Annotated in this window: 23 protein-coding genes; 15 read left to right on the top strand and 8 right to left on the bottom strand. The window is 63.0% G+C overall.

Annotated features, from left to right (window positions below):
* Nucleotides 1-138: 138 nt before the first annotated feature.
* Nucleotides 139-1674 carry a L,D-transpeptidase gene (locus YY7_RS0129450; RefSeq protein WP_028166363.1) on the top strand — a complete coding sequence of 512 codons (1536 nt, stop codon included), beginning with the start codon at nt 139-141 and terminating at the stop codon, nt 1672-1674.
* A 55-nt stretch (nt 1675-1729) separates the two neighbouring features.
* Here the strand turns inward: YY7_RS0129450 and YY7_RS0129455 are convergent, their stop codons facing one another.
* Together YY7_RS0129455 and YY7_RS0129460 are read right to left on the bottom strand one after the other, a co-directional pair.
* Nucleotides 1730-2620 (bottom strand): DUF4239 domain-containing protein, encoded by an 891-nt coding sequence (locus YY7_RS0129455; protein WP_155255367.1) that lies wholly within the window; start codon nt 2618-2620, stop codon nt 1730-1732.
* A 448-nt stretch (nt 2621-3068) separates the two neighbouring features.
* Entirely contained in the window at nt 3069-3350 is a 282-nt protein-coding gene (locus YY7_RS0129460) for a hypothetical protein (RefSeq protein ID WP_155255368.1), read from the bottom strand.
* Between the two features lie 447 nt (nt 3351-3797).
* On the opposite strand from YY7_RS0129460, the gene YY7_RS0129465 reads away from it, so the two are divergent.
* The 3 genes from YY7_RS0129465 to YY7_RS0129475 are packed head-to-tail and all read left to right on the top strand — an operon-like array spanning nt 3798 to nt 6959.
* Nucleotides 3798-4811 (top strand): catalase, encoded by a 1014-nt coding sequence (locus YY7_RS0129465; protein WP_028166366.1) that lies wholly within the window; start codon nt 3798-3800, stop codon nt 4809-4811.
* 4 nt (nt 4812-4815) lie between these two features.
* The gene (locus tag YY7_RS0129470; protein ID WP_155255369.1) at nt 4816-5532 is read left to right on the top strand and encodes a hypothetical protein; all 717 of its coding nucleotides are present in this window, start codon (nt 4816-4818) and stop codon (nt 5530-5532) included.
* The gene (locus tag YY7_RS0129475; protein ID WP_028166368.1) at nt 5529-6959 is read left to right on the top strand and encodes a Dyp-type peroxidase; all 1431 of its coding nucleotides are present in this window, start codon (nt 5529-5531) and stop codon (nt 6957-6959) included. Before YY7_RS0129470 ends, YY7_RS0129475 begins: the two co-directional genes overlap by 4 nt.
* Before the next feature lie 219 nt (nt 6960-7178).
* Here YY7_RS0129475 and YY7_RS0129480 read toward each other — a convergent pair whose 3' ends face one another.
* Nucleotides 7179-7643, bottom strand: coding sequence for a DUF3455 domain-containing protein (locus YY7_RS0129480; protein WP_245287455.1), 465 nt, complete (start codon nt 7641-7643; stop codon nt 7179-7181).
* A 187-nt stretch (nt 7644-7830) separates the two neighbouring features.
* Nucleotides 7831-9045, bottom strand: a complete 1215-nt coding sequence (locus YY7_RS0129485) for an NADP-dependent isocitrate dehydrogenase (protein WP_028166370.1) — start codon at nt 9043-9045, stop codon at nt 7831-7833.
* A gap of 371 nt (nt 9046-9416) precedes the next feature.
* Here YY7_RS0129485 and YY7_RS0129490 point away from each other — a divergent pair, with 371 nt between their 5' ends.
* A complete protein-coding gene (locus YY7_RS0129490) occupies nt 9417-10628 on the top strand; it encodes a TrmJ/YjtD family RNA methyltransferase (protein ID WP_028166371.1) in 1212 nt (403 codons plus the stop codon).
* Here the strand turns inward: YY7_RS0129490 and YY7_RS53175 are convergent.
* The gene (locus tag YY7_RS53175; RefSeq protein WP_080663903.1) at nt 10526-11944 is read right to left on the bottom strand and encodes a diguanylate cyclase; all 1419 of its coding nucleotides are present in this window, start codon (nt 11942-11944) and stop codon (nt 10526-10528) included. The two genes, YY7_RS0129490 and YY7_RS53175, sit on opposite strands and share 103 nt — an antisense overlap.
* A gap of 57 nt (nt 11945-12001) precedes the next feature.
* A complete protein-coding gene (locus tag YY7_RS53180) occupies nt 12002-13960 on the bottom strand; it encodes a sigma 54-interacting transcriptional regulator (protein ID WP_051396993.1) in 1959 nt (652 codons plus the stop codon).
* Nucleotides 13961-14133: 173 nt separating this feature from the next.
* Between YY7_RS53180 and YY7_RS0129505 the strand changes: the two genes are divergently transcribed.
* From YY7_RS0129505 to YY7_RS62115, 5 genes are all read left to right on the top strand, one after another.
* Entirely contained in the window at nt 14134-15516 is a 1383-nt protein-coding gene (locus YY7_RS0129505) for a CmpA/NrtA family ABC transporter substrate-binding protein (RefSeq protein WP_028166372.1), read from the top strand.
* Nucleotides 15517-15544: 28 nt separating this feature from the next.
* A complete protein-coding gene (ntrB, locus tag YY7_RS0129510; RefSeq protein ID WP_028166373.1) occupies nt 15545-16384 on the top strand; it encodes a nitrate ABC transporter permease in 840 nt (279 codons plus the stop codon).
* 4 nt (nt 16385-16388) lie between these two features.
* Nucleotides 16389-17315 carry an ABC transporter ATP-binding protein gene (locus YY7_RS0129515; protein WP_028166374.1) on the top strand — a complete coding sequence of 309 codons (927 nt, stop codon included), beginning with the start codon at nt 16389-16391 and terminating at the stop codon, nt 17313-17315.
* Between the two features lie 64 nt (nt 17316-17379).
* Nucleotides 17380-17868, top strand: coding sequence for a cyanase (gene cynS / locus YY7_RS53185; protein WP_051396994.1), 489 nt, complete (start codon nt 17380-17382; stop codon nt 17866-17868).
* Between the two features lie 358 nt (nt 17869-18226).
* Nucleotides 18227-18385 carry a hypothetical protein gene (locus YY7_RS62115; RefSeq protein ID WP_245287454.1) on the top strand — a complete coding sequence of 53 codons (159 nt, stop codon included), beginning with the start codon at nt 18227-18229 and terminating at the stop codon, nt 18383-18385.
* A gap of 17 nt (nt 18386-18402) precedes the next feature.
* On the opposite strand, the gene YY7_RS0129530 is transcribed toward YY7_RS62115, so the two are convergent.
* Nucleotides 18403-18726 carry a DUF1476 domain-containing protein gene (locus YY7_RS0129530; RefSeq protein ID WP_028166375.1) on the bottom strand — a complete coding sequence of 108 codons (324 nt, stop codon included), beginning with the start codon at nt 18724-18726 and terminating at the stop codon, nt 18403-18405.
* Between the two features lie 334 nt (nt 18727-19060).
* On the opposite strand from YY7_RS0129530, the gene purC reads away from it, so the two are divergent.
* From purC to YY7_RS0129555, 5 genes are all read left to right on the top strand, one after another.
* The gene (purC, locus tag YY7_RS0129535) at nt 19061-19828 is read left to right on the top strand and encodes a phosphoribosylaminoimidazolesuccinocarboxamide synthase (RefSeq protein ID WP_008974302.1); all 768 of its coding nucleotides are present in this window, start codon (nt 19061-19063) and stop codon (nt 19826-19828) included.
* A 16-nt stretch (nt 19829-19844) separates the two neighbouring features.
* A complete protein-coding gene (gene purS / locus YY7_RS0129540) occupies nt 19845-20084 on the top strand; it encodes a phosphoribosylformylglycinamidine synthase subunit PurS (RefSeq protein WP_028166376.1) in 240 nt (79 codons plus the stop codon).
* A complete protein-coding gene (gene purQ / locus YY7_RS0129545; protein WP_028166377.1) occupies nt 20084-20785 on the top strand; it encodes a phosphoribosylformylglycinamidine synthase subunit PurQ in 702 nt (233 codons plus the stop codon). Before purS ends, purQ begins: the two co-directional genes overlap by 1 nt.
* Nucleotides 20782-21750, top strand: coding sequence for a tripartite tricarboxylate transporter substrate binding protein BugD (locus tag YY7_RS0129550; protein ID WP_028166378.1), 969 nt, complete (start codon nt 20782-20784; stop codon nt 21748-21750). The genes purQ and YY7_RS0129550 overlap by 4 nt, the downstream gene beginning before the upstream one ends.
* 86 nt (nt 21751-21836) lie before the next feature.
* Nucleotides 21837-23441, top strand: a complete 1605-nt coding sequence (locus YY7_RS0129555) for an ABC transporter substrate-binding protein (protein WP_028166379.1) — start codon at nt 21837-21839, stop codon at nt 23439-23441.
* A 15-nt stretch (nt 23442-23456) separates the two neighbouring features.
* Here YY7_RS0129555 and YY7_RS0129560 read toward each other — a convergent pair whose 3' ends face one another.
* Nucleotides 23457-24452, bottom strand: coding sequence for a DMT family transporter (locus tag YY7_RS0129560; RefSeq protein ID WP_028166380.1), 996 nt, complete (start codon nt 24450-24452; stop codon nt 23457-23459).
* Between the last annotated feature and the right edge of the window lie 43 nt (nt 24453-24495).

Here is a 24495-nt window from a genome sequence, read left to right on the forward strand (position 1 = left end):
GCTTGCCAGCTTCAGCGGCCAAAATCGGTTACGGGCTGAGCAGCCGACATCGGGTCGGTCTAGCCGTATCGGGGTGAGTCAAATAAGCTGGTCGCCGATCTCGATGGACGCGGACAGGCATTTCAACCGGGACATGGCATGGCAAATCGGTTCATCACGACGCAATCCACCGTGGAGACGCGGCGCTGGGGGAGGTCCGCCATTGTGGCGCTCGTGGCGATGGCGGCGCTGACCGCCGACGCCGCGGCGAGACAGGCGCGCCCCGCGCCGCCCACCGAAGCGACAGCGCCGCGCGATGCGGGCGAGCCGATCATGGCGATCGTGTCGATCAAGTCCCAGCAGGTCACTTTCTACGACGCCGAGGGCTGGATCCTGCGCGCGCCGGTGTCGACCGGCACCAAGGGACGCGAGACGCCTGCCGGCATCTTCGCCGTCATCGAGAAGGACAAGGACCACCACTCGACGCTCTATGACGACGCCTGGATGCCGAACATGCAGCGCATCACCTGGAACGGCATCGCGCTGCACGGCGGGCCGCTGCCCGGGTATGCGGCCTCGCACGGCTGCGTGCGGATGCCCTACGACTTTGCGGAGAATTTGTTCGACAAGACGCGGATCGGCATGCGGGTGATCATCTCGCCGAACGACGCGGAGCCGGTCGAGTTTTCTCACCCGGTGCTATTCGTGCCGGACGCGAAGGCCGTCGCGGCTGCTCCGGCGCGTGCCGAGGCGCTCGCCCGCGAGGCGGACGAGGCTGCCAGGACAGCCGACGAGGCGAAGAAAGCCGCCGCGACAGCGGCGCGCGAAACAGCATCCCTCACAGCGTCGCTGCGCAAGCTGGAGGGGCTCAAGACTCGCGCCGACGCCGAGCTCGCATCCGCCGACAAGAAGCTCGCCGCCGCAAATACGGATCAGGCCAAGGCGCAGGCCAGTGAGCAGAAGGAGAAGGCCGCCCTTAAGGCCACGGAAGCAGGGACGCAGCTCGACACCGCCAGGGCCGACGCGAAGTCGAAGCTCGACGCCGTCGCCGCCGCAAAGGACGCCGCCAAAGCGGCCCAGACCAGGAAGGCCGACACCGCCAAGGCGGCGAGCGAGGCGAAGCTCGCGCTCGAGCCGGTCTCCGTCTACATCAGCCGCGCGACGCAGAAGCTTTACGTGCGGCGCAACACTCACAAGGAGTGGCCGGACGGAGGCGAGGTGTTCGATGCGACCATTGAGGTTCCGGTCACGATCCGTGATCCCGACAAGCAGATCGGCACGCATGTGTTCACCGCGATGGCGCGCAACGACGCGGGCCTGCACTGGACCGCGGTCACAATCGACAGCGGGGACGACGCCAAGCACGCGCTCGACCGCATCACCATCCCGCAGGATGTGCTCGATCGCATCGCGCCGACGGCATTGCCGCGATCCTCGATCATCGTCTCGGATGAGCCGCTGAGCCGCGAGACCAACTATCGCACCGAGTTCGTCGCGGTGCTGAACAACCAGCCCCAGGGCGGCTTCAAGATGCGCCGGCCTACGGTCGTCAACGTCCCGGTTGCGAGCGGCAACGACTGGGGCAACAACAATGGCTTCGGCTTCTTTTTCCAGCCCAATTGGAACCCCCAACCTGGCAATACGCGCCCGCGCGCCGGCCAATACTATCAACCGGTGCAACCGCGCTGGTGGTAAGACGCGGCCCACCGCACGCAGGCCGCCTAGAGCGTTTTCGAGCGAAGTGGAGAACTTACGAGTTCAGCGGCGGGAGCGCACTCCGCAGTGTCGAGCTTGAAATCCCCATCAGTCCCGTGAAGGGGTCATCCAGCTCCAAAACCAGAAAGATCGCGCCGGCAAACGACAGCGCGCATACGAACAGCGCGATCGTGACGACGATATTCGCTCGCACGAACAGAGTGGCGCTCACAAAGATCGCGCTCAGCCAAAATACCATGATGATCAGAAAAGGCGTCGGAATTGAACTTCCGGCCTGCGTAAACAACCGCAGTCGCATCTGCGCGCCTTCCGTGAAAGCGGCAATGGCGCGAGTCTGCAGGGAACGTTGCATATCGTTGTTCGGCGATAGCCGTTCGAGTTCATCATAGAATGTCCATGCCTCGACGCTGGACTCGAAGCGCGTGGGTTTCCCGTTTGAGTTCGCTTGCTCGTGCCAAATGCGATCAGCCATCGGCGGTATGCTCTGCCGCAGGAGCTTTCGGACAGGGGTTGCTTCCGATCCATATTGCGTAACCAGATCGTCCAGAAGGATGATCGTTGCGGTCAACTGCCGGACCTGGCTTGCTTTCTGGTCGAACGTGGTTTTTGCGGATGCGATCAACAGACCCAGTACGAGTGCGGTCAGTGTGCCAATCAGGCCTGCGGTCAGCTTTACGACGTCCTTGGAGTCCGACTGCAGGTGATGTTCCGACAACAACGGCCGAACCGCCATCCCAGCCAAGGCGCCGCCAAATATCAGCGCGAACACAAGCAACGAAATCAATAGGTTCATCATATTTGCGAATGCTCCATCATGTCGGTGAACATGCGGGTCCCAGCTCCGATTATTCGGGCTCATCCAAAGACCCGTTCTTGAGACCAAGTTCAAGCAGAACCGGACGAGGCGCGAATGTCCCAGCGCCAACGAGGGGGCGGCTCGCGATTGTCACGGGCACTGTGGTGAGATGCGGTGGAGGTAGAAATAGAGCAGGCCCGCCCGTCTCAGGCAGGGCTATCGCATCTGAAATAGAACTTGGTGGGCGATTCCTTCGCGGCCCATCCTTCAAGACGCCCGCCTTTGGCGGGCTCCTCAGGATGAGGTCTGATTTTGCGGCGAGATCTTAGACCCTCATGGTGAGGAGCGCCGCTTGCGGGCGTCTCGAGACGATGCTGCGCATCGCTCGGAGAACCATGAGGCCCGCCTCCCTCACAGCCATCAAACAACTATATGCATAGCCCGCCCGTCTAGGGCGGGCCCCCATAGGCTCTGGTTCAAACCGATGATGTCCGCTTGTCCTGAGTAGCGAAGCAAAAGCGGCTGGGCCGCTAAATGGCGATGCCTGGCTACGCCACCGCTGCTTCACGAGCTCTCATCAACCGCGATCTACAGGCGGCTTGAAAAGCCAGTCGATGTTCCATTGCAAAGGAGCGGAACGAAGTCGGCATGTCGGTTGCGCGCGGGCAAGGTTAAGTTCGCTCGGTTGGGCGGTTGCGAGCGTCCTCTCCATCGCGAGATCGAATGGGGTTGGAATAGAAGCTGCGATGCCGGCCCGAATGGGCTGGCCCAGGGATATCGCCGCAATCGTGATTATCGCTACAGATACCAGTGCTACAAGCACATCGGTCATGATGCGCGTCGAAAAGTACTTCGTCATGGCTTGAGCCCTCACGGCCGATAGAAGCGCATGCTCGCAATTTAGTTCGTATGCAAATGGCATATGAATGGGAGTTCACCGCGCGGAGCGGGTCATCCATTAGTAGTATGGCAGCGCCCAACTATGTAGCAGTGATCCAGACCTAAGGAGCCAATCCGTTCAGCCTCCTGTCGCTCGGAAATGGATGCGGCCACCGGATCGCGTTTGACGATCTCCGCTTGGCTCTGGACTCAGCCCATCGTTTTATCGGTGCGCGAGCACCGTCTGGAGCTATCAGATCCGAATTGCTTGGCACTTCGTTCGGCTAATTTGTGAACTACGTCACATATCCGACTTGCGATCAAATGTAAGGTTTGGGGAAGGGCGCAGGCTGAATTCGATCGACATCGCTAACGCATCAAGCGCCAACGGCATTCGGGATGGCGGTCCGTTCGCAATGGAGGGGGCATGGGCGATTCATCGGAAGCAAGGCGGCTCGTCGACGCCATCATTGCCAATTTGCCGGAGCCTGCCCCCGGGCAAAGGCCGGTGCACACGATCGGCGTGGGCGTAGACGGCTATTTCATGGCTTCGGACGTGGCGCGCAACTATTGCATCGCAGAGCACTTCAAGGGACAGCGCATTCGCGTGTCGGTGAGGTTCTCCAACGGACAAGGGGGGCCGAAGCAGCATGATGGATGGTCCGATGTTCGGGGAATGGCGACACGTTTCCACCTGCAGGATGGGACGGCAGCCGACCTGATCGCTACGACGCTCGCCGAATTTTTCGCCCGCAATGTTGAGGACTTTTTCGAGTTCACCAAGGTCGCGAGGCCGCAGCCGGTTCAAAGAGAATCCCCGTGGCGGAAGATTCTCGACATGCTGCAGCTCAAGGAGCCTGCTCACGACCCGTACCCAAGGCAAACCACGAGTGACGGTGCGGGAATACTCAGTTACGCCAATCAACACCGGTTCGCCCAGTTGGCAGTGTTCGAAGCCGGGGTGATCGGCGCCCCGGTGAGCTATGCCCGCGCGGCCTATCACGCCATCCACACCTTCATGGTGGAAGATCCCCATGGAGTATGTCGTCCCGTTCGCTTTTCCTGGCAGCCGGTTGCAGGCGTCCGTACCACCGATCCCACTGCCACGCCGGTTGATAAATATCTGCGCCATGAACTTGAAGAGCGCCTGCGGCGGTGGCCGGCCCGGTTCATGCTGATGATGACAATCGGCGAAGCGGGCGACGCGCTCGACGATCCCACAAAGCCTTGGCCGGCCAGGCGAGTCCGGGTCGTCATGGGCACCCTTACGCTCACCAATCTCGCCAAGGATCAGGTCGCGGACGGCGAACGCATCAGTTTTAATCCCTGGCGTCTCGTACCTGGCATCGAGCCCTCCGGGGATCCGATCCTCCACGCCCGCCGGTGCGCTTATGAAGTCTCGCGTGAAATGCGCGACGGGTGTCCCTTCAGGTGGAGTTAAGCTGGTGCCAAGTGCGGAAGGATGGTTCGATCGGTTTGTGAACGGGTTGCCCGAGACGCGCATATTCCAGCGCTTGGCGTCGTGGGTCCTGGTGCCTTACTGGGCGTGGCGCACGCCGGTGAAGCCGCTGCCCGGTGGTCCCCACCAATCAATTCAGCCTGGCGACAATCTCCAGTGCATGATGAACCTGATCATGCCGCTCAAGGAGAAGTCGCCGATCGGTCGAGCGAAGGCAGCGCTGGCGATCGCGCAAAACAAGGATGCGATATATGCCGGATTGGACAATGTCGGCACGGTGCACTTTGCGCGCTTCGTCATCGTCGGCGACAATATTTGCATGTTCTCCGTCTACGACGGAGACTTCACCAACTACATTCGTGACTTCATCGCCACGATCGGCAGCGTGTTCAACGCCGTGGTCGAACTTGTCGAAGGAGGGGAGGCCGTGATTCCCTGCGAGCATAATGTCGAGGCGTTCATCCAATGGGTGCACGAGCGCGACCTGTACCAGGTGCCGGACACGGCCACCGATCTTCTGAGAGACCAGGAAGCTTTGAACGGCGACAAGGCCGCATCCGGCAATGACGATCTGCGCCTGCTTCCGCGCAAGGTGGTGCTCCAGCTCCGCGCCAACGCGAACGTTTCGCTCGGCAGCGGCTACCGGGCCTATCCCGGATTTTCGGCGGCTCAGGTCCGCAACCAACTGGGGATAGGCTGGTGAGCGCAGCATTCGACGCCGCTGATATACAGGGCAATATTTTGCGTGGCTATCGCAAGCCTCGCGTGCGGTACCTCATTCTTGAAGTCGCCGATCGCATCGCGGCCCGGCGCTGGCTCGTCGCCTCGACGTCGGGCCGCGGCGACGATGTTCCGCAGATCACGACCGGGAATTGGGGGAGAACCAAGCCGGACACCTGTTTCAACATTGGCCTGACCTACGAGGGACTGCGCGCCTTCGGCACGCCGAATTCTTCCCTTGAAATGTTCCCCAACGAATTCATCGAGGGCATGAACGCCCGCGCCTTGAAGCTTGGCGATGTCGGGCCGAATGCGCCGGAAACCTGGCCAACCCCTTTCGACGCCCCCAAGCGGATCCATCTCATCGCCACGATCTACGCCGACGAGGTCGCGCAATTGAACCAAGTCCAGCAGCGCGCCCTCTCTGACGGAAAAGCCTTCAGGCTGCTCGGTGCTCTTGAGGGGTGCGCCTTCCCCAAGGACGTCGTTCACTTCGGGTATCGCGACAACATCATGCAACCGAGATTCGCGGAGGTTCACGACGGACAACGCTATGAAGACGGACAACCCAAGGCGCCGCTCGGCACCGTGTTGCTGGGGCATCCGACCAACTTCGAAGGTTTGACGTGGCGGGTGCCTCAACCCGAAGCATTGGGACACAACGGCACCTTCAATGCCTTTCGCGTGCTGGAACAGGATGTGGTCGGCTTCGAGGAGTATCTCGACCGAGCCGCAAGCGATTTGATCAAGCATCCGCAGGTCGACGAGTTGCTGCCACCCGGTGCTGAAGCGAAAATCGGCAAAGCCTTGTCAATCGAAGGCATGTCACGTCACGCGGCCTTGCGCGAGGTCGTCGCCGCCCATTTGTGCGGCCGGTGGCGCGATGGCACGCCGATGGCACTGTCCCCGGATGCGCCTGATCCCAAAGTGGACCAGGCGAATTTTGACTACGTTGGCGACTCCCGCTGCCCCTACGGAGCCCATATCCGGCGGTGCAACCCGCGGGGCGGCCAGATCGTGCAACGGGTGGCGAACAACAGTCGGCGTCTTGTTCGGCGTGGGATGCCTTATGGACCACTCTATGATCCGCAGAAGCCTCGTGATCCGAGCAAACCCGAACCGGAACGGGGGCTGCTCGGCAACTTCATTGGGGCGAGTCTCGGCGCACAGTTCGAGGCCATGTCCTGTGATTGGCTGAATCTTGGCCTGCAGGACCCACGCATCACCGGCTCGAACGATCCGATCACAGGCGCCAACGATCCTGGCACCAGTTGGTTCGACCTGCCGCTCAAATCCGGCACGACGATCCGCCTGCAGGGGTTGCCGCGGTTCGTCCGGACTCGGGGCGGCGCCTATGCGTTCCTGCCGAGCATCCCGGCGATCCGTTTTCTGGGATCGCTGATGGCGTGACTTGCCCACAGGCGCTTGTGGCGTGCTCCGCTGCAACGGTTGCTCGCTCCACAATACCTCCCTGTGGTTATGGATCCCTGCTTTCGCAGGGACGACATCGATGTGAGATTCGAGGGAATCGTAGGATGGGTAGAGCGAAAGCGAAACCCATCATCGCGCGGCTTGCTCCGAAGCTGATGGGTTACCCATTCCACGGCACCGCCCTTGCCGACGGGCCGCTCAGCCCTTGCGGAGAAACACGTAGTCCGCGGAATAGGGCGCGCTGTGGGTCGCGCCGGCCTTGTCGCAGGGGCCTTCGAGAATGCCACCCGCGGTGTTGATCCGCTGCACCGTGGTGACGCCGGACAGCGTGCCGCTGCCGCGCCGTGAGATCACATCAAGCTTGAGCCAGGGAATGTCGTTCGGTGTCGCGCCGGGCGCATTGCTGGAAGTCCGGCCGAGTACGACGCTGCCGTCGACATGCTCCCAGTTCGGTCCGGCATAGTGGCGGCCAACGGTCTTGCCGTCGGCCATCAGCGTTGCGATCGGTTCGCGAAAGGCCCAGGCCAGCTTGCCTTCGAGGCCAGCCTTGCATTCGTAGACCTGCGCGCCTTCGGCGTGAACGCTGAGCACGATCGCTTCTCCCGGTGCAGCGATAGCCTCGGGAAGGGGGTCTGCGACGCAAGCTTCCGTCGCGGAACCCATTACCAGAAGGGCGATCGTGGCTGTCCTGAGCGACGGCATAAGATCCCCTTATTGGAGCGGCGCTTGCCAAATTCCGTCATTGCGAGGAGCAAAGCGACGAAGCAATCCATGGTGCCGCAGGGGGTAGATGGATTGCTTCGCTACGCTCGCAATGACGGGTGATAGAGCTTCGCGAGTGGAAGGCGGCTTAGGCCGCCATCGCCTTGGTGAGGTTCTCGGCGACCTTGTCGAGGAAGCCGGTCGTGGACAGCCAGCGCTGGTCGGCGCCGACGAGGAGCGCGAGGTCCTTGGTCATGTAGCCGTCCTCGACCGTCTGGACGCAGACCTTCTCCAGGGTGTCGGCGAACTTCGCAAGCTCGGGGTTGTTGTCGAGCTTGGCGCGGTGAGCGAGGCCGCGCGTCCAGGCGAAGATCGACGCGATCGAGTTGGTCGAGGTCTCCTTGCCCTTCTGGTGCTCGCGGTAGTGCCGGGTCACGGTGCCGTGGGCGGCCTCGGCTTCCACGGTCTTGCCGTCGGGGGTGAGCAGCACCGAGGTCATCAGGCCGAGCGAACCATAGCCCTGCGCCACGGTGTCGGACTGGACGTCGCCGTCATAGTTCTTGCAGGCCCAGACATAGCCGCCGGACCATTTCAGCGCCGAGGCCACCATGTCGTCGATCAGGCGGTGCTCGTAGGTCAGGCCCTTGGCGTCGAACTCCTTCTTGAATTCGCGGTCGAAGACATCCTGGAAGATGTCCTTGAAGCGGCCGTCATAGACCTTGAGGATGGTGTTCTTGGTCGAGAGATAGACCGGATAGTTCCGCATCAGGCCGTAGTTGAAGGAGGCGCGGGCGAAGTCGATGATGGAGTCATCGAGGTTGTACATCTGCATCGCGACGCCGGAGCCGGGCGCCTTGAACACCTCTTTCTCGATCACGGTGCCGTCCTCGCCGACGAACTTCATCGACAGCGTGCCCTTGCCCGGGAATTTGATGTCGGTGGCGCGGTACTGGTCGCCATAGGCGTGGCGGCCGATGATGATCGGCTTGGTCCAGCCGGGAACCAGCCGCGGCACGTTCTTGCAGATGATCGGCTCGCGGAAGATCACGCCGCCCAGGATGTTGCGGATGGTGCCGTTCGGCGACTTCCACATCTCCTTGAGGCCGAACTCCTTCACCCGGGCTTCATCGGGGGTGATGGTCGCGCATTTGACGCCGACGCCGACCTTCTTGATCGCTTCCGCCGCATCGATCGTGACCTTGTCATTGGTCTTGTCGCGGTACTCCATCCCCAGGTCGAAATACATCAGGTTGATATCAAGGAACGGGTGGATCAGCTTGTCCTTGATGTACTGCCAGATGATCCGGGTCATCTCGTCGCCATCGAGTTCGACGACGGGGTTGGTCACCTTGATTTTTGCCATGGGAATAGGGCCTCTTGGGGGAACAGCACGCTTTGGGGCGCGACTAGCGGATTATCCTCGGGGCTATAGCACCGGGAAAGCGCCGGCGGAAGCCAAGGGGTTATGCAGTTTCGGCTCATCTTTTAGCCGAGAATGCCGCCGCTATGTCTCATGCTTCAGGCGGCAGCGGAAGAGTGGAAGTGGGGTTGCGACGCTTCGCATCTCAGGTTTCGGATGAAGATCCAAGAACAGCCGTAAAGCCATTATTCCGCTTGAGAAATTTGCGCCCACGGGGCAATCCGGGCGTAGCAGGAAACTTGGCACTCTGATTCAACTCCTTCAGGACCTGAATCAGATTGTTCAGAGATTGAATCAGGAAGCGAAGTTTTAAGATGTCCGGCACCGACAAGACCAAGACCGGCCGCGACCTCAGGGGGCCCGTGGTGATCCTGGTCGAACCGCAGCTTGGCGAGAACATCGGGATGGCTGCGCGCGCGATGGGCAATTTCGCGCTGTCTCGGCTCCGGCTGGTCAATCCGCGCGACGGCTGGCCGAACATCGCCGCGCAGCGCGCCGCAGCGGGCGCCGACCACATTCTCGACCATGTCGAGCTGTTCGACACCGTCACCGAGGCCGTCGCCGATCTCGACCTGTTGTTCGCCACCACCGCCCGCGCCCATGACCAGGCCAAGCCGGTGGTCGGGCCGGAAGCGGCCGCACGCGAGATCGTGGCGTATGTCGCCGCCGGCGGCGGGGCCGGCATCCTATTCGGCCGCGAGCGCGCCGGCCTGACCAACGAGGAGGTCGCGCTCGCCGACCGCATCGTCACCTTCCCGGTCAATCCCGGCTTTGCCTCGCTGAACCTCGCTCAGGCGGTGCTGCTGATGGGCTATGAGTGGTTCAAGCTCGCGACCGCGGGCGTGCTGCCGTTCGCGATGCCTGAGCGATCCGAGCGCGCCTCCCAGCACCAGGTTCAGGCGTTCTTCGACAATCTGGTCGCCGAGCTCGACAAGGTCGAGTTCCTGCGGCCGCGCGAGAAGCGCGACACCATGCTGGTCAACCTGCGCAACATCTTCACCCGGATGGAGCCGACCAAGCAGGACATGCATACCCTGCACGGTGTGATCATGGCGATCGCCGAGGGACGCAAGGGGCCGGCCAAGGGCGGCGTGCTCGACGGCGAGCAGGCGACCCGGCTGCGGGCGCTCCTCGCCGAGCAGGGGCAGGGCGGCGGCGCCTCCGCCGATGCCAGCAGCACGGTGCGCGGACTGGCGCGGCTGCTCCGGCGCAACCCGACCGATGCGGAGCGCATCCTGTGGCAGGCGCTGACCAAGGATCGCCGCTTTGCCGGCCTGTTCAAGCGCCAGACCCCGGTGGGGCGTCATATCCCCGATTTCGTCTCCTTCATCCACCGGATCGCGATCGAGCTGGAAAACCCTGACGAGAGCGAGACCATCGTGGCCGACCGGGCCAAGCGACGGGAATGGCTGGAGGAGCGGGACTATCGCGTGCTCAACCTGCGCGCGGCCGAAGTCGAGCGCGATCTGGCCGGCGAACTGGACCGGCTCGCATCGAACCTGCCAGCCCGGCGAGACGCTCCGTAGCCCGGGCGGAGCGCCAGCGTAACCCGGGACATCGGCGTCAGCGTTTGCAAGCGGCCCCGGGTTGCGCTGCGCTCCACGCGGGCTACGAGACCCTTCAAATTCAAGGCCGCCATGCCGGCGGCCTTGGCCGCGCTGCTGTGTTGGAGCCGCTGCAGGGCGGCGAGGTTGATCTCGAAGGAAGCGAGACAGCAGCGGGACTTGCCGGTGGATTTCGCTTCATAGAGCGCGGTATCGGCGGCCGAAAGCAGCTCCTCGGCCTCGGTGCCGTGCTCCGGCGACATCGCAACGCCGACGCTGACGCCGACCTGGACGCAAATCTCCTCGCCTAGCCGATAGGACATCGCGACCTCGTCGATGATCCGATGTCCGATGGCGAGCGCCTGCTCTGCGGTGATGCTGTCGGCCAGCACGACGAATTCGTCGCCGCCCATGCGCGCGATGACGGCGCTATTGGGCAGGGCGCGGCGGAGCCGGTCGGCGACCAGTTGGAGCACCTTGTCGCCGGCCGCATGCCCGAAGGTGTCGTTGATCGGCTTGAAATTATCGAGATCGAAGAACAGCACGGCAAAGGAGCCGTCGTCGCGACTGGAGGCCTCCAGCTTCCTGTTGAGAGCATCGACGATACCGGCGCGATTCCACAGCCCCGTGAGCGCATCGTGGTGGGCCATGTGGCCGTTCTCGCGCTCGGCGCGCATCGTCGCGATCAGCATCCTGTTGAGCCGGAAGGCCGCGTCCGTCATCGCCGCGAGATAGAGCGGCACCTGCAGGAACACGAGGTAAAGCAGCGGCTCGCCGGCAAGCGCGGCGCCGGGGACGATCGGGCCGAGGGCGAGCAGGATCATCGTCCCGGCCAATCGCGGTGCGCTGAAATTGCGGAAGCAGATGCCGCCGACCATCGCCGCCGCCGACAGGCAGGCGAGCAGTGCGACGACCCGGTCGCCGCTGGCGAGGCTGACGGCCACGTCGAACCCGACGCTGGCGCTCCAGGCGACCGCGAGCAGCACATGCAGGTCGGTCGGGGTCCGGCGCCGGCCACGCGCCCGGCGATGGGCGACGACCAATACCGAAAGGCGGGCGAGGCAAATCGCGACTTCGAGGATGAACCAGGCGATGAACAATGCGGTCGGTTGCCGGATCGCGATCACGCCTGCCACCGCCATCGTGTTGACCGCGCCGGCCGCAAACACCGGTAGCGAGCCGTGGAGGTCGGCGATCAGCGCCGCGCGGATATCCTCAGGCGCGCCGGGACCGGCGTCGGCCAGCCAGCGCGTCACGCCCCAGCGCGGCCGGCTGTAAGGTCCCTTGTCGGACTTCATTGCAGAGCACCCCTGTCTTCCCGGGGTACAACAACACCGCGCCCGCCTAACAGGCTTTTAAGGCGCGCCCCGATCTCTTGCCGTGCTTGACGGGGGGTAAACCGGTCGCTGCCGCCCGGCGATTCCGAGCGCCTTGATCCGCGAGGCCAGCGTGGTCGGCTTCATGTCGAGCATTTCGGCCGCACCGCCGGGGCCGAACACCTTGCCGGCGCAGGCTTCGAGCGCCGCGACGATGTTGGCGCGCTCGTGATCGCGCAGCTCCGCTGCCGTCATTACCACGGGACGCGCGTCGGCCTTGGAGCGGCTCGAGCCCGGCGAGGCCTGGTTGCCGGGCATATCGGGCAGGTCGATGCGCAGCCGGCCGTTCTGGGCGAGGATCGCCGCGCGTTCGATCACGTTCTGCAATTCGCGGACATTGCCCGGCCAGTCGTAGCGGGCAAGGCGCCTGGCGTCGCCCTCCGACAGGCGCAGATCGGATCTCGGCGCCTTGCTTTCGCTGCTCAGGAAATGCTGCGCCAAGAGCGGGATGTCTTCGCGCCGCTCGCGCAAGGGCACCGATTCGATCGGAAACACGTTGAGACGGAAATAGAGATCCTCGCGAAACCGGCCGCGCTGCACCTCCTGCTTGAGGTCGCGGTTGGTGGCGGCGATCAGCCGCACATCCACGGTGCGGGTGCGCTCTTCGCCGACCCGCTCGAAATTGCCTTCCTGCAGCACGCGCAGCAGCTTGCCCTGCAGCTCCAGCGGGATTTCGCCGACCTCGTCGAGAAACAGCGTGCCGCCGTCGGCCAGCTCGAACCGGCCGATGCGGTCGCGCGTCGCACCCGTGAAGGCGCCGCGGACATGGCCGAAGAATTCGCTCTCGAACAGTTCGCGCGGGATCGCGGCGCAGTTGACGCGGATCAGCGGGCGGTCGGAGCGGCTGCTCGCTTCATGGATGGCGCGCGCGATCAATTCCTTGCCGGTGCCGGACTCGCCTGTGATCATCACCGCCGCCGACGTCGGCGCCACCAGCTTGACCTGGCGCAGCGTCTTCTGGATCGCCTCGCTCTGGCCGATGATGCCGCGCGGATTGGTCTCGATGCGGATTTCTTCTTGCAGGTAGGCGTTTTCCAGCTCCAGCCGCTCCCGCAGGCGATCGACCTCGGCAAGTGCGGCGTGCAGCTTCTCGTCCGCTTCGCGCCGCTGGCTGACGTCACGAAACACCACGACGGCGCCGACCACCACGCCGCGATCGCGGATCGGCGTCGAAGTATATTCGACCCAGACCGGCGAGCCGTCCTTGCGCCAGAACACTTCGCCATCGACCTGGTGCACGGCGCCGTCGCGGAACGCCGCATAGATCGGGCAATCATGATCGGGATAGTGCCGCCCGTCATGATGGGTGTGGTGGACGACAGGGTGGATCTCCTTGCCGACCAGCTCCTCGGCGGTCCAGCCCAGCATCCGTTCGGCGGCTGGGTTGACGAAAGTGGTCTTTCCTTCCGCGTTGACCCCATAAATGCCTTCGCCGGCGGCGCGCAGGATCAACTGGTTCTCGCGCTCGATGTCCTGGAAGACGCGCTCGACCCGCTGCCAGGTGGCAATGCCGCTGCGCATGTGGTCCTCGGCGGCGGCATCGACATAGCGCCGGCGGCGCGCGTCGAGGTCGCTCATCGTCAGCAGCATCAGCGTGCGCCCGTCATGCGGCACCACGCAGCCGGCATATTCGATCCGCAGATTCTGTCCGGTCGCATGCCGCGGTGTCAGCGCATCGGTCCAATATGCGCCTCTGTCGAGCACCGCCTGGGTGAAGACGATCAGGGCCGGCAATTGGCCTGCATGTAGCGCGCTCACCTTGGTCTGGCGCAGCAGCGCGCGGTCATAGCCGAGCAGGGAACAGGCGGCGGGGTTGGCGTCGAGGATCACGTCGGCATGGGGATCGAGCAGCAGCGTCGGCTCGATCGAGCACTCGAAGGCGGCGGCACGCAGGTCTGCATCGTGCGCGCTCGCCGTTGCGCTGAGAGCCAGGTCCATTGTGCAGATCGCCCCGAAAAATCGTAATTTGATTACGATTTTTCGTTTATCACGAGTTTTGGTAGTCGCCAAGGCGCCGATAAAAGCCTGCGACATCAATGCTATCGGCTCAAAAAAGGGGCTGGCATGGACCTTGCGTAAATCCACGGCAAACGCCGCGCGCAGGAGGCCCGATGTCCATCTTCGACAATCCATTCGATCCCGATCGCCATCTCCGCACCGGTTGCAGTTGCGGCCGCCATATCAATGAAGCCGAGCACCGGCATGCCGAGCTGGCGCTGCGCTGCGAGCCTGCGGCAAGCGAGGACAGGCGTTACGAGGGCGTGGTCGCCTCAGCCGTAATGCGCGCGGTGTTTCCGCAGGACGCGACCCGGCGGGCGTTCCTGAAGTCGGTCGGTGCTTCGACGGCGCTCGCGGCGTTGTCGCAGTTCTTCCCGATCAAGGCGGCGACCGAGGTGTTCGCGCAAGGCGCTGCGCCCGAGAAGAAGGACCTCAAGGTCGGCTTCATCCCGATCACCTGCGCGACACCGATCATCATGGCCGCGCCGATGGGCTTCTACGCCAAGCACGGATTGAACGTCGAAGTCATCAAGACCGCCGGCTGGGCCGTGATCCGCGACAAGACCATCAACAAGGAATACGACGCCGCGCACATGCTGTCGCCGATGCCGCTCGCGATCACCATGGGCGTCGGCTCCAACCCGCTGCCCTACACGATGCCGGCGGTCGAGAACATCAATGGGCAGGCGATCACGCTTGCGATCAAGCACAAGGACAAGCGCGATCCCAAGGATTGGAAGGGCTTCAAGTTCGCCGTACCCTTCGACTATTCGATGCATAATTACTTGCTGCGTTACTATCTCGCCGAGCACGGCCTCGACCCCGACGTCGATGTGCAGATCCGCGCGGTGCCGCCGCCGGAGATGGTCGCCAATCTCCGCGCCGACAATATCGACGGCTTCCTCGGGCCCGATCCGATGAATCAGCGCGCGGTCTATGACGGCGCCGGCTTCATCCACATCCTGACCAAGGACATCTGGGAGGGCCATCCCTGCTGCGCCTTCGCGGCATCGAAGGAGTTCGTCACGTCGATGCCGAATACCTATGGCGCGCTCCTGAAATCGATCATCGAGGCGACCGCGTTCGCGCACAAGGCCGAGAACCGCAAGCAGATCGCGGAAGCGATCGCGCCGGCGAACTACCTGAATCAGCCGCAGATCGTGCTCGAGCAGATCCTGACGGGCACCTTCGCCGACGGTCTCGGCAACGTCGTCACGCAGCCGGGCCGCGTCGACTTCGATCCCTTCCCCTGGCAGTCGTTCGCGGTCTGGATCATGACGCAGATGAAGCGCTGGGGGCAGATCAAGGGTGATGTCGATTACAAGGCGGTGGCCGAACAGGTCTATCTCGCCACCGACACCGGCAAGCTGATGGCCGAGATGGGGCTGACGCCGCCGACGACCACGTACAAGTCGTTCGCGGTGATGGGCAAGACGTTCGATCCCGCCAAGCCGGACGACTATCTCGCAAGCTTCAAGATCAGGAAGGCGTCGTGAGGGCGCTCCCGCTTACGGGGAGAGGGAGATGATGAACTCCCTTCGCCTGCGCGCGGCGATCGTCTCGATCGTGCTGTTCGCCGCCTTCATCGGCGTCTGGCATCTTGCGACCCGCAGCACCGGTCCGGCCACCAACATGAGCCCGGAATACGCGAAGCTGATGGGGCTCACCGCCACGCAAGGCAAATCGGCGATGCCGGGTCCGCTCGATGTCGGCGCCAAATTGTGGGAGCACTTGAGGCGCCCGTTCTACGACAACGGGCCGAACGACAAGGGGCTTGGCATCCAGCTCGCTTATTCGATCGGCCGCGTCGGGCTCGGCTATCTGATTGCGGTCCTGGTCGCGATCCCGCTCGGCTTCCTGATCGGCATGTCGCCGCTGATCAGCCGGGCGCTCGACCCGTTCATCCAGGTCTTGAAGCCGATCTCGCCGCTCGCCTGGATGCCGCTCGCGCTCTACACCATCAAGGATTCGTCGATTTCAGCGATCTTCGTGATCTTCATCTGCTCGGTGTGGCCGATGCTGCTCAACACCGCGTTCGGCGTCGCCGGCGTGCGCAAGGAATGGATCAACGTCGCGCGCACGCTCGAAGTCGGCACCGTCAGGCGCGCCTTCACCGTGATCCTGCCGGCCGCGGCGCCGACGATCCTGACGGGCATGCGGATCTCGATCGGCATCGCCTGGCTCGTGATCGTCGCTGCCGAAATGCTCGTCGGCGGCACCGGCATCGGTTATTTCGTCTGGAACGAGTGGAACAACCTCTCGATCACCAATGTCATCATCGCTATCCTCATGATCGGGATCGTCGGCATGCTGCTCGACCAGATCCTCGCGCGCTTCACGCGCATGGTCACGTTTCCGGAGTAGGGCGATGACCGACAAATTCATCTCGATCGAAGGCGTCGCGCGGCGTTATCCGGGCGCGGGAGGCGGCACCACCACCGTGTTCGAGGACTTGTGGCTCTCGATGGCGCGCGGCGAATTCGGCTGCGTGATCGGCCATTCCGGCTGCGGCAAGACCACGGTGCTCAACATCCTGGCGGGCCTCGACGAGCCGAGCGAGGGCGCCGTGATCGTCGACGGGCAGGCGATCGAGGGCACAAGCCTCGACCGCGCCGTGATCTTCCAGAGCCACGCGCTGCTTCCCTGGCGCACCGTGCTCGGTAATGTCGCCTACGCCGTCAGCTCGAAATGGCGCAAATGGGACCGCGCGAAGGTCAAGGCGCATGCGCAGAAGTTCATCGATCTCGTCGGTCTCACCGGTTCGGAGCACAAGCGTCCGTCCGAACTGTCGGGCGGCATGAAGCAGCGCGTCGGCATCGCGCGGGCGCTGTCGATCACGCCGAAGATCATGCTGATGGACGAGCCGTTCTCGGCGCTGGACGCGCTGACGCGCGGCACGCTGCAGGACGAGGTGCGGCGCATTTGTCTCGAGACCGGACAGACCGCGTTCATGATCACCCACGACGTCGACGAGGCAATCTATCTCGCCGACAAGATCTTCCTGATGACCAACGGCCCGGGCGCCGTGCTGGCCGAGATCGTCGAAAATCCGTTGCCCAAGGATCGCGGCCGCATAGATCTGCACCGCCATCCCTATTACTACGCGCTCCGCAACCACATCATCGATTTCCTGGTCAGCCGCAGCAAGAGCTTTGCGGCTGATGCCACCGACCACGACCCGCGCAACGTGCCGACGGTGCGGCCGGGTTTGCCTGAATTGGCGATCGCATCGGACGCCGAGCCGCCAACAGACACGTCGTGGCCGGGCCTGGCCCGGCCATCCACGTCGTCCTGAATCCGATCAACAATTTGGATGCCCGGGACAAGCCGGGGCATGACGAGCAGAAGGAGACCATGACATGAAACGTTCCGACCTCACCGAAAAGCTGCTCGACATCAAGCGCGAGAAGGGCTGGAGCTGGAAATATATCTGCGAAGAGATCGGCGGCTATTCCGAGGTGCTGATAACAGGCGCGATCCTCGGCCAGATGAAATTGACCAAGCCGCAGGCCGCGAACGCCGGCGAGCTGTTCGGCCTGTCCAAGTCGGAAATCGCGATGCTGAACGAGACGCCGATGCGCGGGGAGGGCGTGCCGATGCCGCCGACCGATCCCCTGATCTATCGCTTCTACGAGCTCGTGATGGTCAATGGCCCGGCCTGGAAGGCGCTGATCGAGGAGGAATTCGGCGACGGCATCATGTCGGCGATCGACTTCGACATGGTGATGGAGCGCTTGCCGAATCCCAAGGGCGACCGCGTCAAGTTCACGATGTCCGGAAAATTCCTGCCGTACAAATATTACGGCGCCAGCGGCAACGTACCGGAGTACGGGTTCAAAGAGGGATAGACAATACGGCGGTTAACGCGGGATGAAGTGGTGCATCGATTTTTCGCGGCATGGGTTCGTCTTGTTGCAATCCAAGGTCGCTATAGACCGGCGCGTCACTTCAACCGCAAGGGTCCGCCATAATGTCGCCGATGCGCCTTCTTCTCCCGGCAGCTATAGGCCTGCTGTTCCTGATCGCTCCTGCTTTCGCCCAGACGCGCCGGGGCAGCGGATCGTCGTCGAGCAATCCGGCAGCTCTCCGCGCCAGGAGGGGGCGGTGCGGGTTCAGAGCTCGATCAATTTCTTTATCGCCGGTCCGACCGGAGAGGGGGATGAGGCGTAGAAGCTCCGTGAAAGCGCGCGCCGCATCGTCTATGAGATGGCGGCGCGCGAATGTGATCTGCTGCGGGAAGTGCTGGCCAAGGACTGCCGGATGGAATCGGTGACCAGCAACATCAACATCAACCGGCAATTTGGTCAGCAGCAGGAGGGCTTGACCATCAACGGCTCGATGAGCTTTCAAATCACGTTGAAATAGCCCCGAGCAGCAGGGGCCTATGCCCCCGCCTTCACCTGCGCCACGGCCTGGACCAGCAGTTCGTCCATCTTGGCGCGGATTTGAGCTTCCGTGATGGCCTCGCCCTTCGCGGTGAGGTCCTTGAAGACCTTCTGCAGCACGTCCTGGTCGCCGGCTTCCTCGAAATCGGCGGCAACCACTTCCTTGGCGTAGGTGTTGGCGGCATCGCCCGCGAGGCCAAGCTTTTCCGCCGCCCACATGCCTAACAACTTGTTGCGGCGCGCCTCGGCCTTGAATTTCTGCTCCTCGTCGAGGGCGAATTTCTTCTCAAAACCTTCCTCGCGCTTATCGAATGTGGTCATCGGTGGTTCCAATTGCTGCTGACGGACGGATGGAGCTTGCGTTGCGGCAGCCCCAGCGGATGCCTAGATAGAAGGGACGAATCGGCAAGACAACGAGCCGTTAAGCCGCAGGCAGAATGGCAGATTTTGGCGCCCTAATCCAAGGCGGATAAGTCGGCCATAAAGGGTCCGGGTCGATTGTGCTGGATGGGCCAATCGGATAGGTTGCCATACGGCTTGGTTCTTGTTCTGTTTGGGGTTCCAGGCTTCCGCGGCAGCTCCGTCGTGGGTCGCGATCCCTAGTCAACCGGAGCACACCAGATTCATGGATTTCAACAAAACACGGTACATCCCAATGAGCCGTCGACGCCGCATTTATGAAGGCAAGGCCAAGGTCCTTTACGAAGGTCCCGAGCCCGGAACCCTCATCCAGCACTTCAAGGACGACGCGACCGCGTTCAATGCCAAGAAACACCAGGTGATCGAGGGCAAGGGCGTCCTCAACAACCGGATTTCGGAGTACCTGTTTCAGCACCTCAATGACATCGGGGTGCCGACGCACTTCATCCGTCGCCTCAACATGCGCGAGCAATTGATTCGCGAGGTCGAGATCGTGCCGCTGGAAGTGGTGGTGCGGAACGTCGCCGCCGGCTCGCTGTCGCAGCGCCTCGGCATCGAGGAAGGTACGCAGTTGCCGCGCTCGATCATCGAATTCTACTACAAGAACGACCAGCTCAACGACCCCATGGTGTCGGAAGAGCATATCACCGCCTTCGGCTGGGCGACGCCGCAGGAGATCGACGACATCATGGCGCTCGCTATCCGCGTCAACGACTTCCTGACCGGGCTGTTTTTGGGCATCGGCATCCGCCTTGTCGACTTCAAGATGGAATGCGGGCGGCTGTTTGAGAACGAAATGATGCGGATCATCGTCGCCGACGAGATCTCGCCCGATTCGTGCCGGCTGTGGGACATTAAGTCGAACGAGAAGCTCGACAAGGACCGTTTCCGCAGGGATCTCGGCGGGCTGCTGGAAGCCTATACCGAGGTGGCAAAGCGGCTCGGTATCCTCATGGAGAACGAGCGGCCGGCGGGCTCCGGTCCGGTGCTGGTGAAGAGCTGAGAGGGGCTAGGTTTAAGTGAAGGCACGCGTCACCGTTACGTTGAAATCCGGCATCCTCGATCCCCAAGGCAAGGCGATCGAGGGCGCCCTGAAATCGCTCGGCGTCGACGGTGTCGCCAGCGTCCGCCAGGGCAAGGTGTTCGACATCGAGCTCTCCGGCTCCGACCGCGCCAAGGCGGAAGCCGCGCTGAAGGAGGCGGCCGACAGGCTGCTCGCCAATACCGTGATCGAGAATTATCGGGTCGAACTGCTCTGATGAAATCCGCCGTCCTCGTCTTTCCCGGCATCAATCGCGAGCGCGACATGGCGCGGGCGCTCAAGCTCATCTCGGGCAAGGAGCCGGCGATGGTCTGGCATGCCGAGACCTCGCTGCCTGAAGGCACCGACCTCGTCGTGGTGCCCGGCGGCTTCTCCTATGGCGATTACTTGCGCTGCGGCGCGATTGCAGCGCGGGCGCCGATCATGAACGCGGTGCGCGACTACGCCAGCAAGGGCGGTCTCGTGCTCGGCGTCTGCAACGGCTTTCAAATCCTCTGCGAATCCGGCCTGCTGCCGGGCGTGTTGATGCGCAATGCGGGATTGAAGTTCATCTGCCACGACGTGCATCTGCGCGTCGAACGCTCCGACACGCCGTTCACCCGCGGCTACAATGCCGGCCAGGTGATCCGCGTCCCGGTCGCCCATGGCGAGGGCAATTACGAGGCGGATGAAGAGACGATCAAGCGATTGGAAGGCGAGGGACGGGTGCTCTATCGCTACTGCTCGCCGGACGGCGTGGTCGACGAGCGCCACAATATCAATGGCGCCGCGCAATCAATCGCCGGCATCGTCAACGACGGCGGCAATGTGCTCGGCATGATGCCCCATCCGGAAAATCACGTCGAGGACATCATGAGCTGCACCGACGGCCGCGGCCTGTTTGCTGGCCTGGTCCAGCATCTGGAAAAGGCCGCGTGAAGTCGGTCGTCGCGAGGTGGCTCGCGGCGATTGCGTCGCTTTGGCTTGCGACTACGGCGCACGCCCAGGATTTCCCGAAACACCCCATCACCATGATCGTGCCGTTCGCGGCCGGCGGCACCTCCGACGTGATTGCGCGCGTGGTTGCCGAGCAGATGAGCGTGGCGCTAGGGCAGCCGATCGTGATCGAGAATGTCGCGGGCGCCGGCGGCTCGACCGCGCTGTCCCGGGCCGCGCGTGCGGAGCCGGATGGCTACACGATTGCGATCGGCAACGCCGGCACCAGCGCCGCCACCTACACGATCTATCCGAAACTGCCGTTTACACCGGACTCCTTTGTGCCGTTCGCGGTGGTCGCAAAGACCTTTGGCATCATTGCTTTGCGCAAGGATTTTCCCGCCAAGGATCTGCAGGAGTTCATCGCTTACGCGAAGAAGAATCCCGGCAAGATCAATCTTGGCCATGCCGGCGTCGGCTCCTCGAATTACCTGATCTGCAAGAATTTTGTGAACGCCGCCGGAATCGACGTGACGCTGGTCGGCTATCGCGGCGCTGCGCCAGCGCTGACGGATGCGATCGGCGGCCAGATCGACGGCGTTTGCGATGCGGCGGCCTCAGTGTCGCAGGCGATCAACGAGAAGCTGGTGAAGGGACTCGTGGTCGGCTCGACCGTGCGGCTTGCGACGCTGCCTGATCTGCCGACCTCGGCAGAAGCAGGCCTGCCCGAATTCGAGGCGCAGGGCTGGAACGGGTTATTCGCGCCAAAGGGTACGCCGCCCGAGATCATCGCCAAATTGAACGCCGCGGCGCGGACCGCCGTGGAGAGCGAGGCGGTGAAAAAACGCTTCACCGATCTGTCGACGGTTGCGCCCGACGCCAACGAGCATGCGCCGGACGTGCTGCAACAGCTCGTCGCGCGCGATGTCGAGAAATACAAAAAGTTGCTCGCCGACGACCAGAAATAATCGGCTCAGCACTGCTGGCCTGAAACTTGCCCGTAACTCCCCGATCCAGGCACGGATCTTTCCGATCGTTGGGCGGGAGGAGTTTTATGCTCATTCGCAAGGCTTGCTGCACGTTCACGCTCGCCGCCGCGCTGCTTTCGTCGCATGCGGTAATGGCCGAAACCACGCTGCGCATTGGTATGACAGCATCCGATATCCCCACGGCTACGGGGCTGCCGAACAACGGCTTCGAAGGAATGCGCTTTCTCGGCTACCCGATCTTCGAGGGATTGGTGCTGTGGGATTTGACCAGGACCGACAGATTGGCCGGTTTGCGTCCGGGGCTAGCAGAGAAATGGGAACAGGATCCCGAGAACAACAAGACCTGGATCTTCCATCTGCGCCATGGCGTCAAATTCCACGACGGCACGGATTTCAATGCGGATGCCGTGATCTGGAATCTCGAGCGCTATTTCAACACGTCCAGCCCGCAATTCGAGGCCGCGAGTTCGGCGATGTCGCGAGCGCGCGTTCCCGTGATGGGCAGCTACAAGAAGATCGATGACTTCACGGTCGCCATCACCACGACCAAGCCGGCGTCCTATTTCCCCTACATGGCGGTCTATCTTCTGTTCACATCGCCGGCGTCCTTCGAAAAGGCGGGGCGGGATTGGGCCAAGGTCGCGACCTTGCCGGCCGCCGGTACCGGACCGTTCCGCATCACCAAGGTCGTGCCGCGCCAGGAGGCGGATCTCGCGCGCTGGGATGGGTATTGGGACGCGAGCAAAAGGGCGAAGGTCGACAACGTCGTGCTCATGCCGATCCCTGAAGCGAACTCGCGCTTGGCCGCGCTTCGCTCCGGTCAGGTCGACTGGATGGAGGTGCCGCCGGCCGACGGCGTCGCTTCGCTGAAATCGGCGGGCTTCACCATCACCACCGGCTCCTATCCCCATGTCTGGCCGTGGTTCTACAATATCGGCGCGACCAACAGCCCCTTCAAGGACGTGAAAGTCCGCCAGGCCCTGAACTATTGCATCGACCGCGATGGACTCGTTGCACTGCTGAACGGCACCGCGGAGCCTTCGGTGGGCTGGCTCAAGGCCAGCGACCCCGATTTCGGCTCGCCAGCGAACCGCTACAAGTTCGACCCCGCCAAGGGCAAGGCGCTGCTCGCCGAGGCCGGATACACGGCGGCGAAGCCATTGTCCTTCAAGATGCTGATCTCGAATTCCGGCTCGGGCCAGATGCTGCCTTTGCCGATGAACGAATTCCTGCAGCAAAACCTGAAAGAGGCGTGCGGTGTGAACGTGGCCTTCGACGTGATCGAATGGCAGGTTCTGTTGACCGCCGCGCGGGCGACGCCGGATAGTCCCACTTTGCAGGGCGCCATGGGGCTCAATATCTCCTCGCCATCCTCCGATGCCGGCATCATGGCGCGCTATTTCTCGTCCGAGAATTTTTCGCCGAACGGGTTCAATTTCGAGCAGTGGAAGGACCCTGAGTTCGACGATGCGCTCAAGACGATCTCGGAGGCCACCGACCCCAAGGTGATCGCGGCCGCCTATCGCAAGGCGCATGAACGCCTCGTTGACAACCCGCCCTGGCTCTACATCGTGCACGATCTCAACCCGCGCGCGATGAGCCCGAAGGTCAAGGGATTCGTCTCGCCGCAATCGTGGTTCGTTGATCTGACCCTGGTGAGCCTGCAGTAAAGGTTTTCGAGGCCCTCAGCCCCTCAGCCGCATCCGCAGCCAGTTTACGGCGAGCCTGTAACGGTCGCCCGGAACGGTCATCGCGGCTACGCCCGCCATGACGAGCACAAGCCCGAGGGCGAGGTTCGAGGGTACGGCTTCGCCGAGCAGCACCACCGACAGGCCAACGCCGATCGGGATGCGCAGGTAGCCTTGCGCATTGGTGGTCAGCGTGCCGAGGCGGGAGAGGCACATGTAGAACAGCATCAGGCCGATCGCGCTGGAGAAGATGCCCATGGTGGTGACGGCGGCGAGCGCCTGCGGCGTCGGATGCAGCGTCCAGGGATGTTCGACGACGATGGCGGCTGGCAGCAGCACGAGGCCGCCGAACAACAGCGAGCCGGCGGCAACCACCATCGGGTCGTAATCGGACAGGCGCAGACCGAAGATCGTGGCACACGCGAAGGAGATGGTGGCGAGCAGGATTGCCGTCTCGGCAAAGATCTCGCTGCCGAGGCCACCGAGCGCATCGAGGCCGATGATGACGGCGGTGCCGGCGAGGCCAAGGATCGCCCCAGCGAGCTTCAACAGCGTCGCCGGCTCATGCCGCGTGATGGCCCAGGTGATCAGGAACGCAAAAATCGGCGTGGTCGAGGCGAGCACCACGGTGGGAGCCGCCGCCACATATTGCTGCGCCCAGGTGATCACCAGGAACGGGACCGTCGAGTTGATGGTCTGCTGGAACGCGAAGAGCTTCCACGCCTTGGCGTCGGTCGGAATGCGAAGGCCGCGGATGCGCAGGATCACCAGGAGGAACAGCGCCGCGATCAGGGAGCGGGCGGAGATGAAGGTGATCGGCGGGATCGAGCCGAGACCGATCTTTGTCAAGGGATAAGTCGAACTCCAGCAGCAAGCGAGCGCGAGCAGCAGCGCATAATCCTGCCAGCGATGGTGCGGCCGCTTCAGCGCTGATCGTGCCGACGTCTCCACGGCAGCCGTCACGCTACCCGTCCTTGATGTGCTCTTCGGCACCTCTTGCTCCCGGCGCATTGGCGCGCTGGAGCCAGTCTTAGCC

This window comes from Bradyrhizobium elkanii WSM2783 (assembly GCF_000472865.1).
GTDB lineage: Bacteria > Pseudomonadota > Alphaproteobacteria > Rhizobiales > Xanthobacteraceae > Bradyrhizobium > Bradyrhizobium elkanii_A.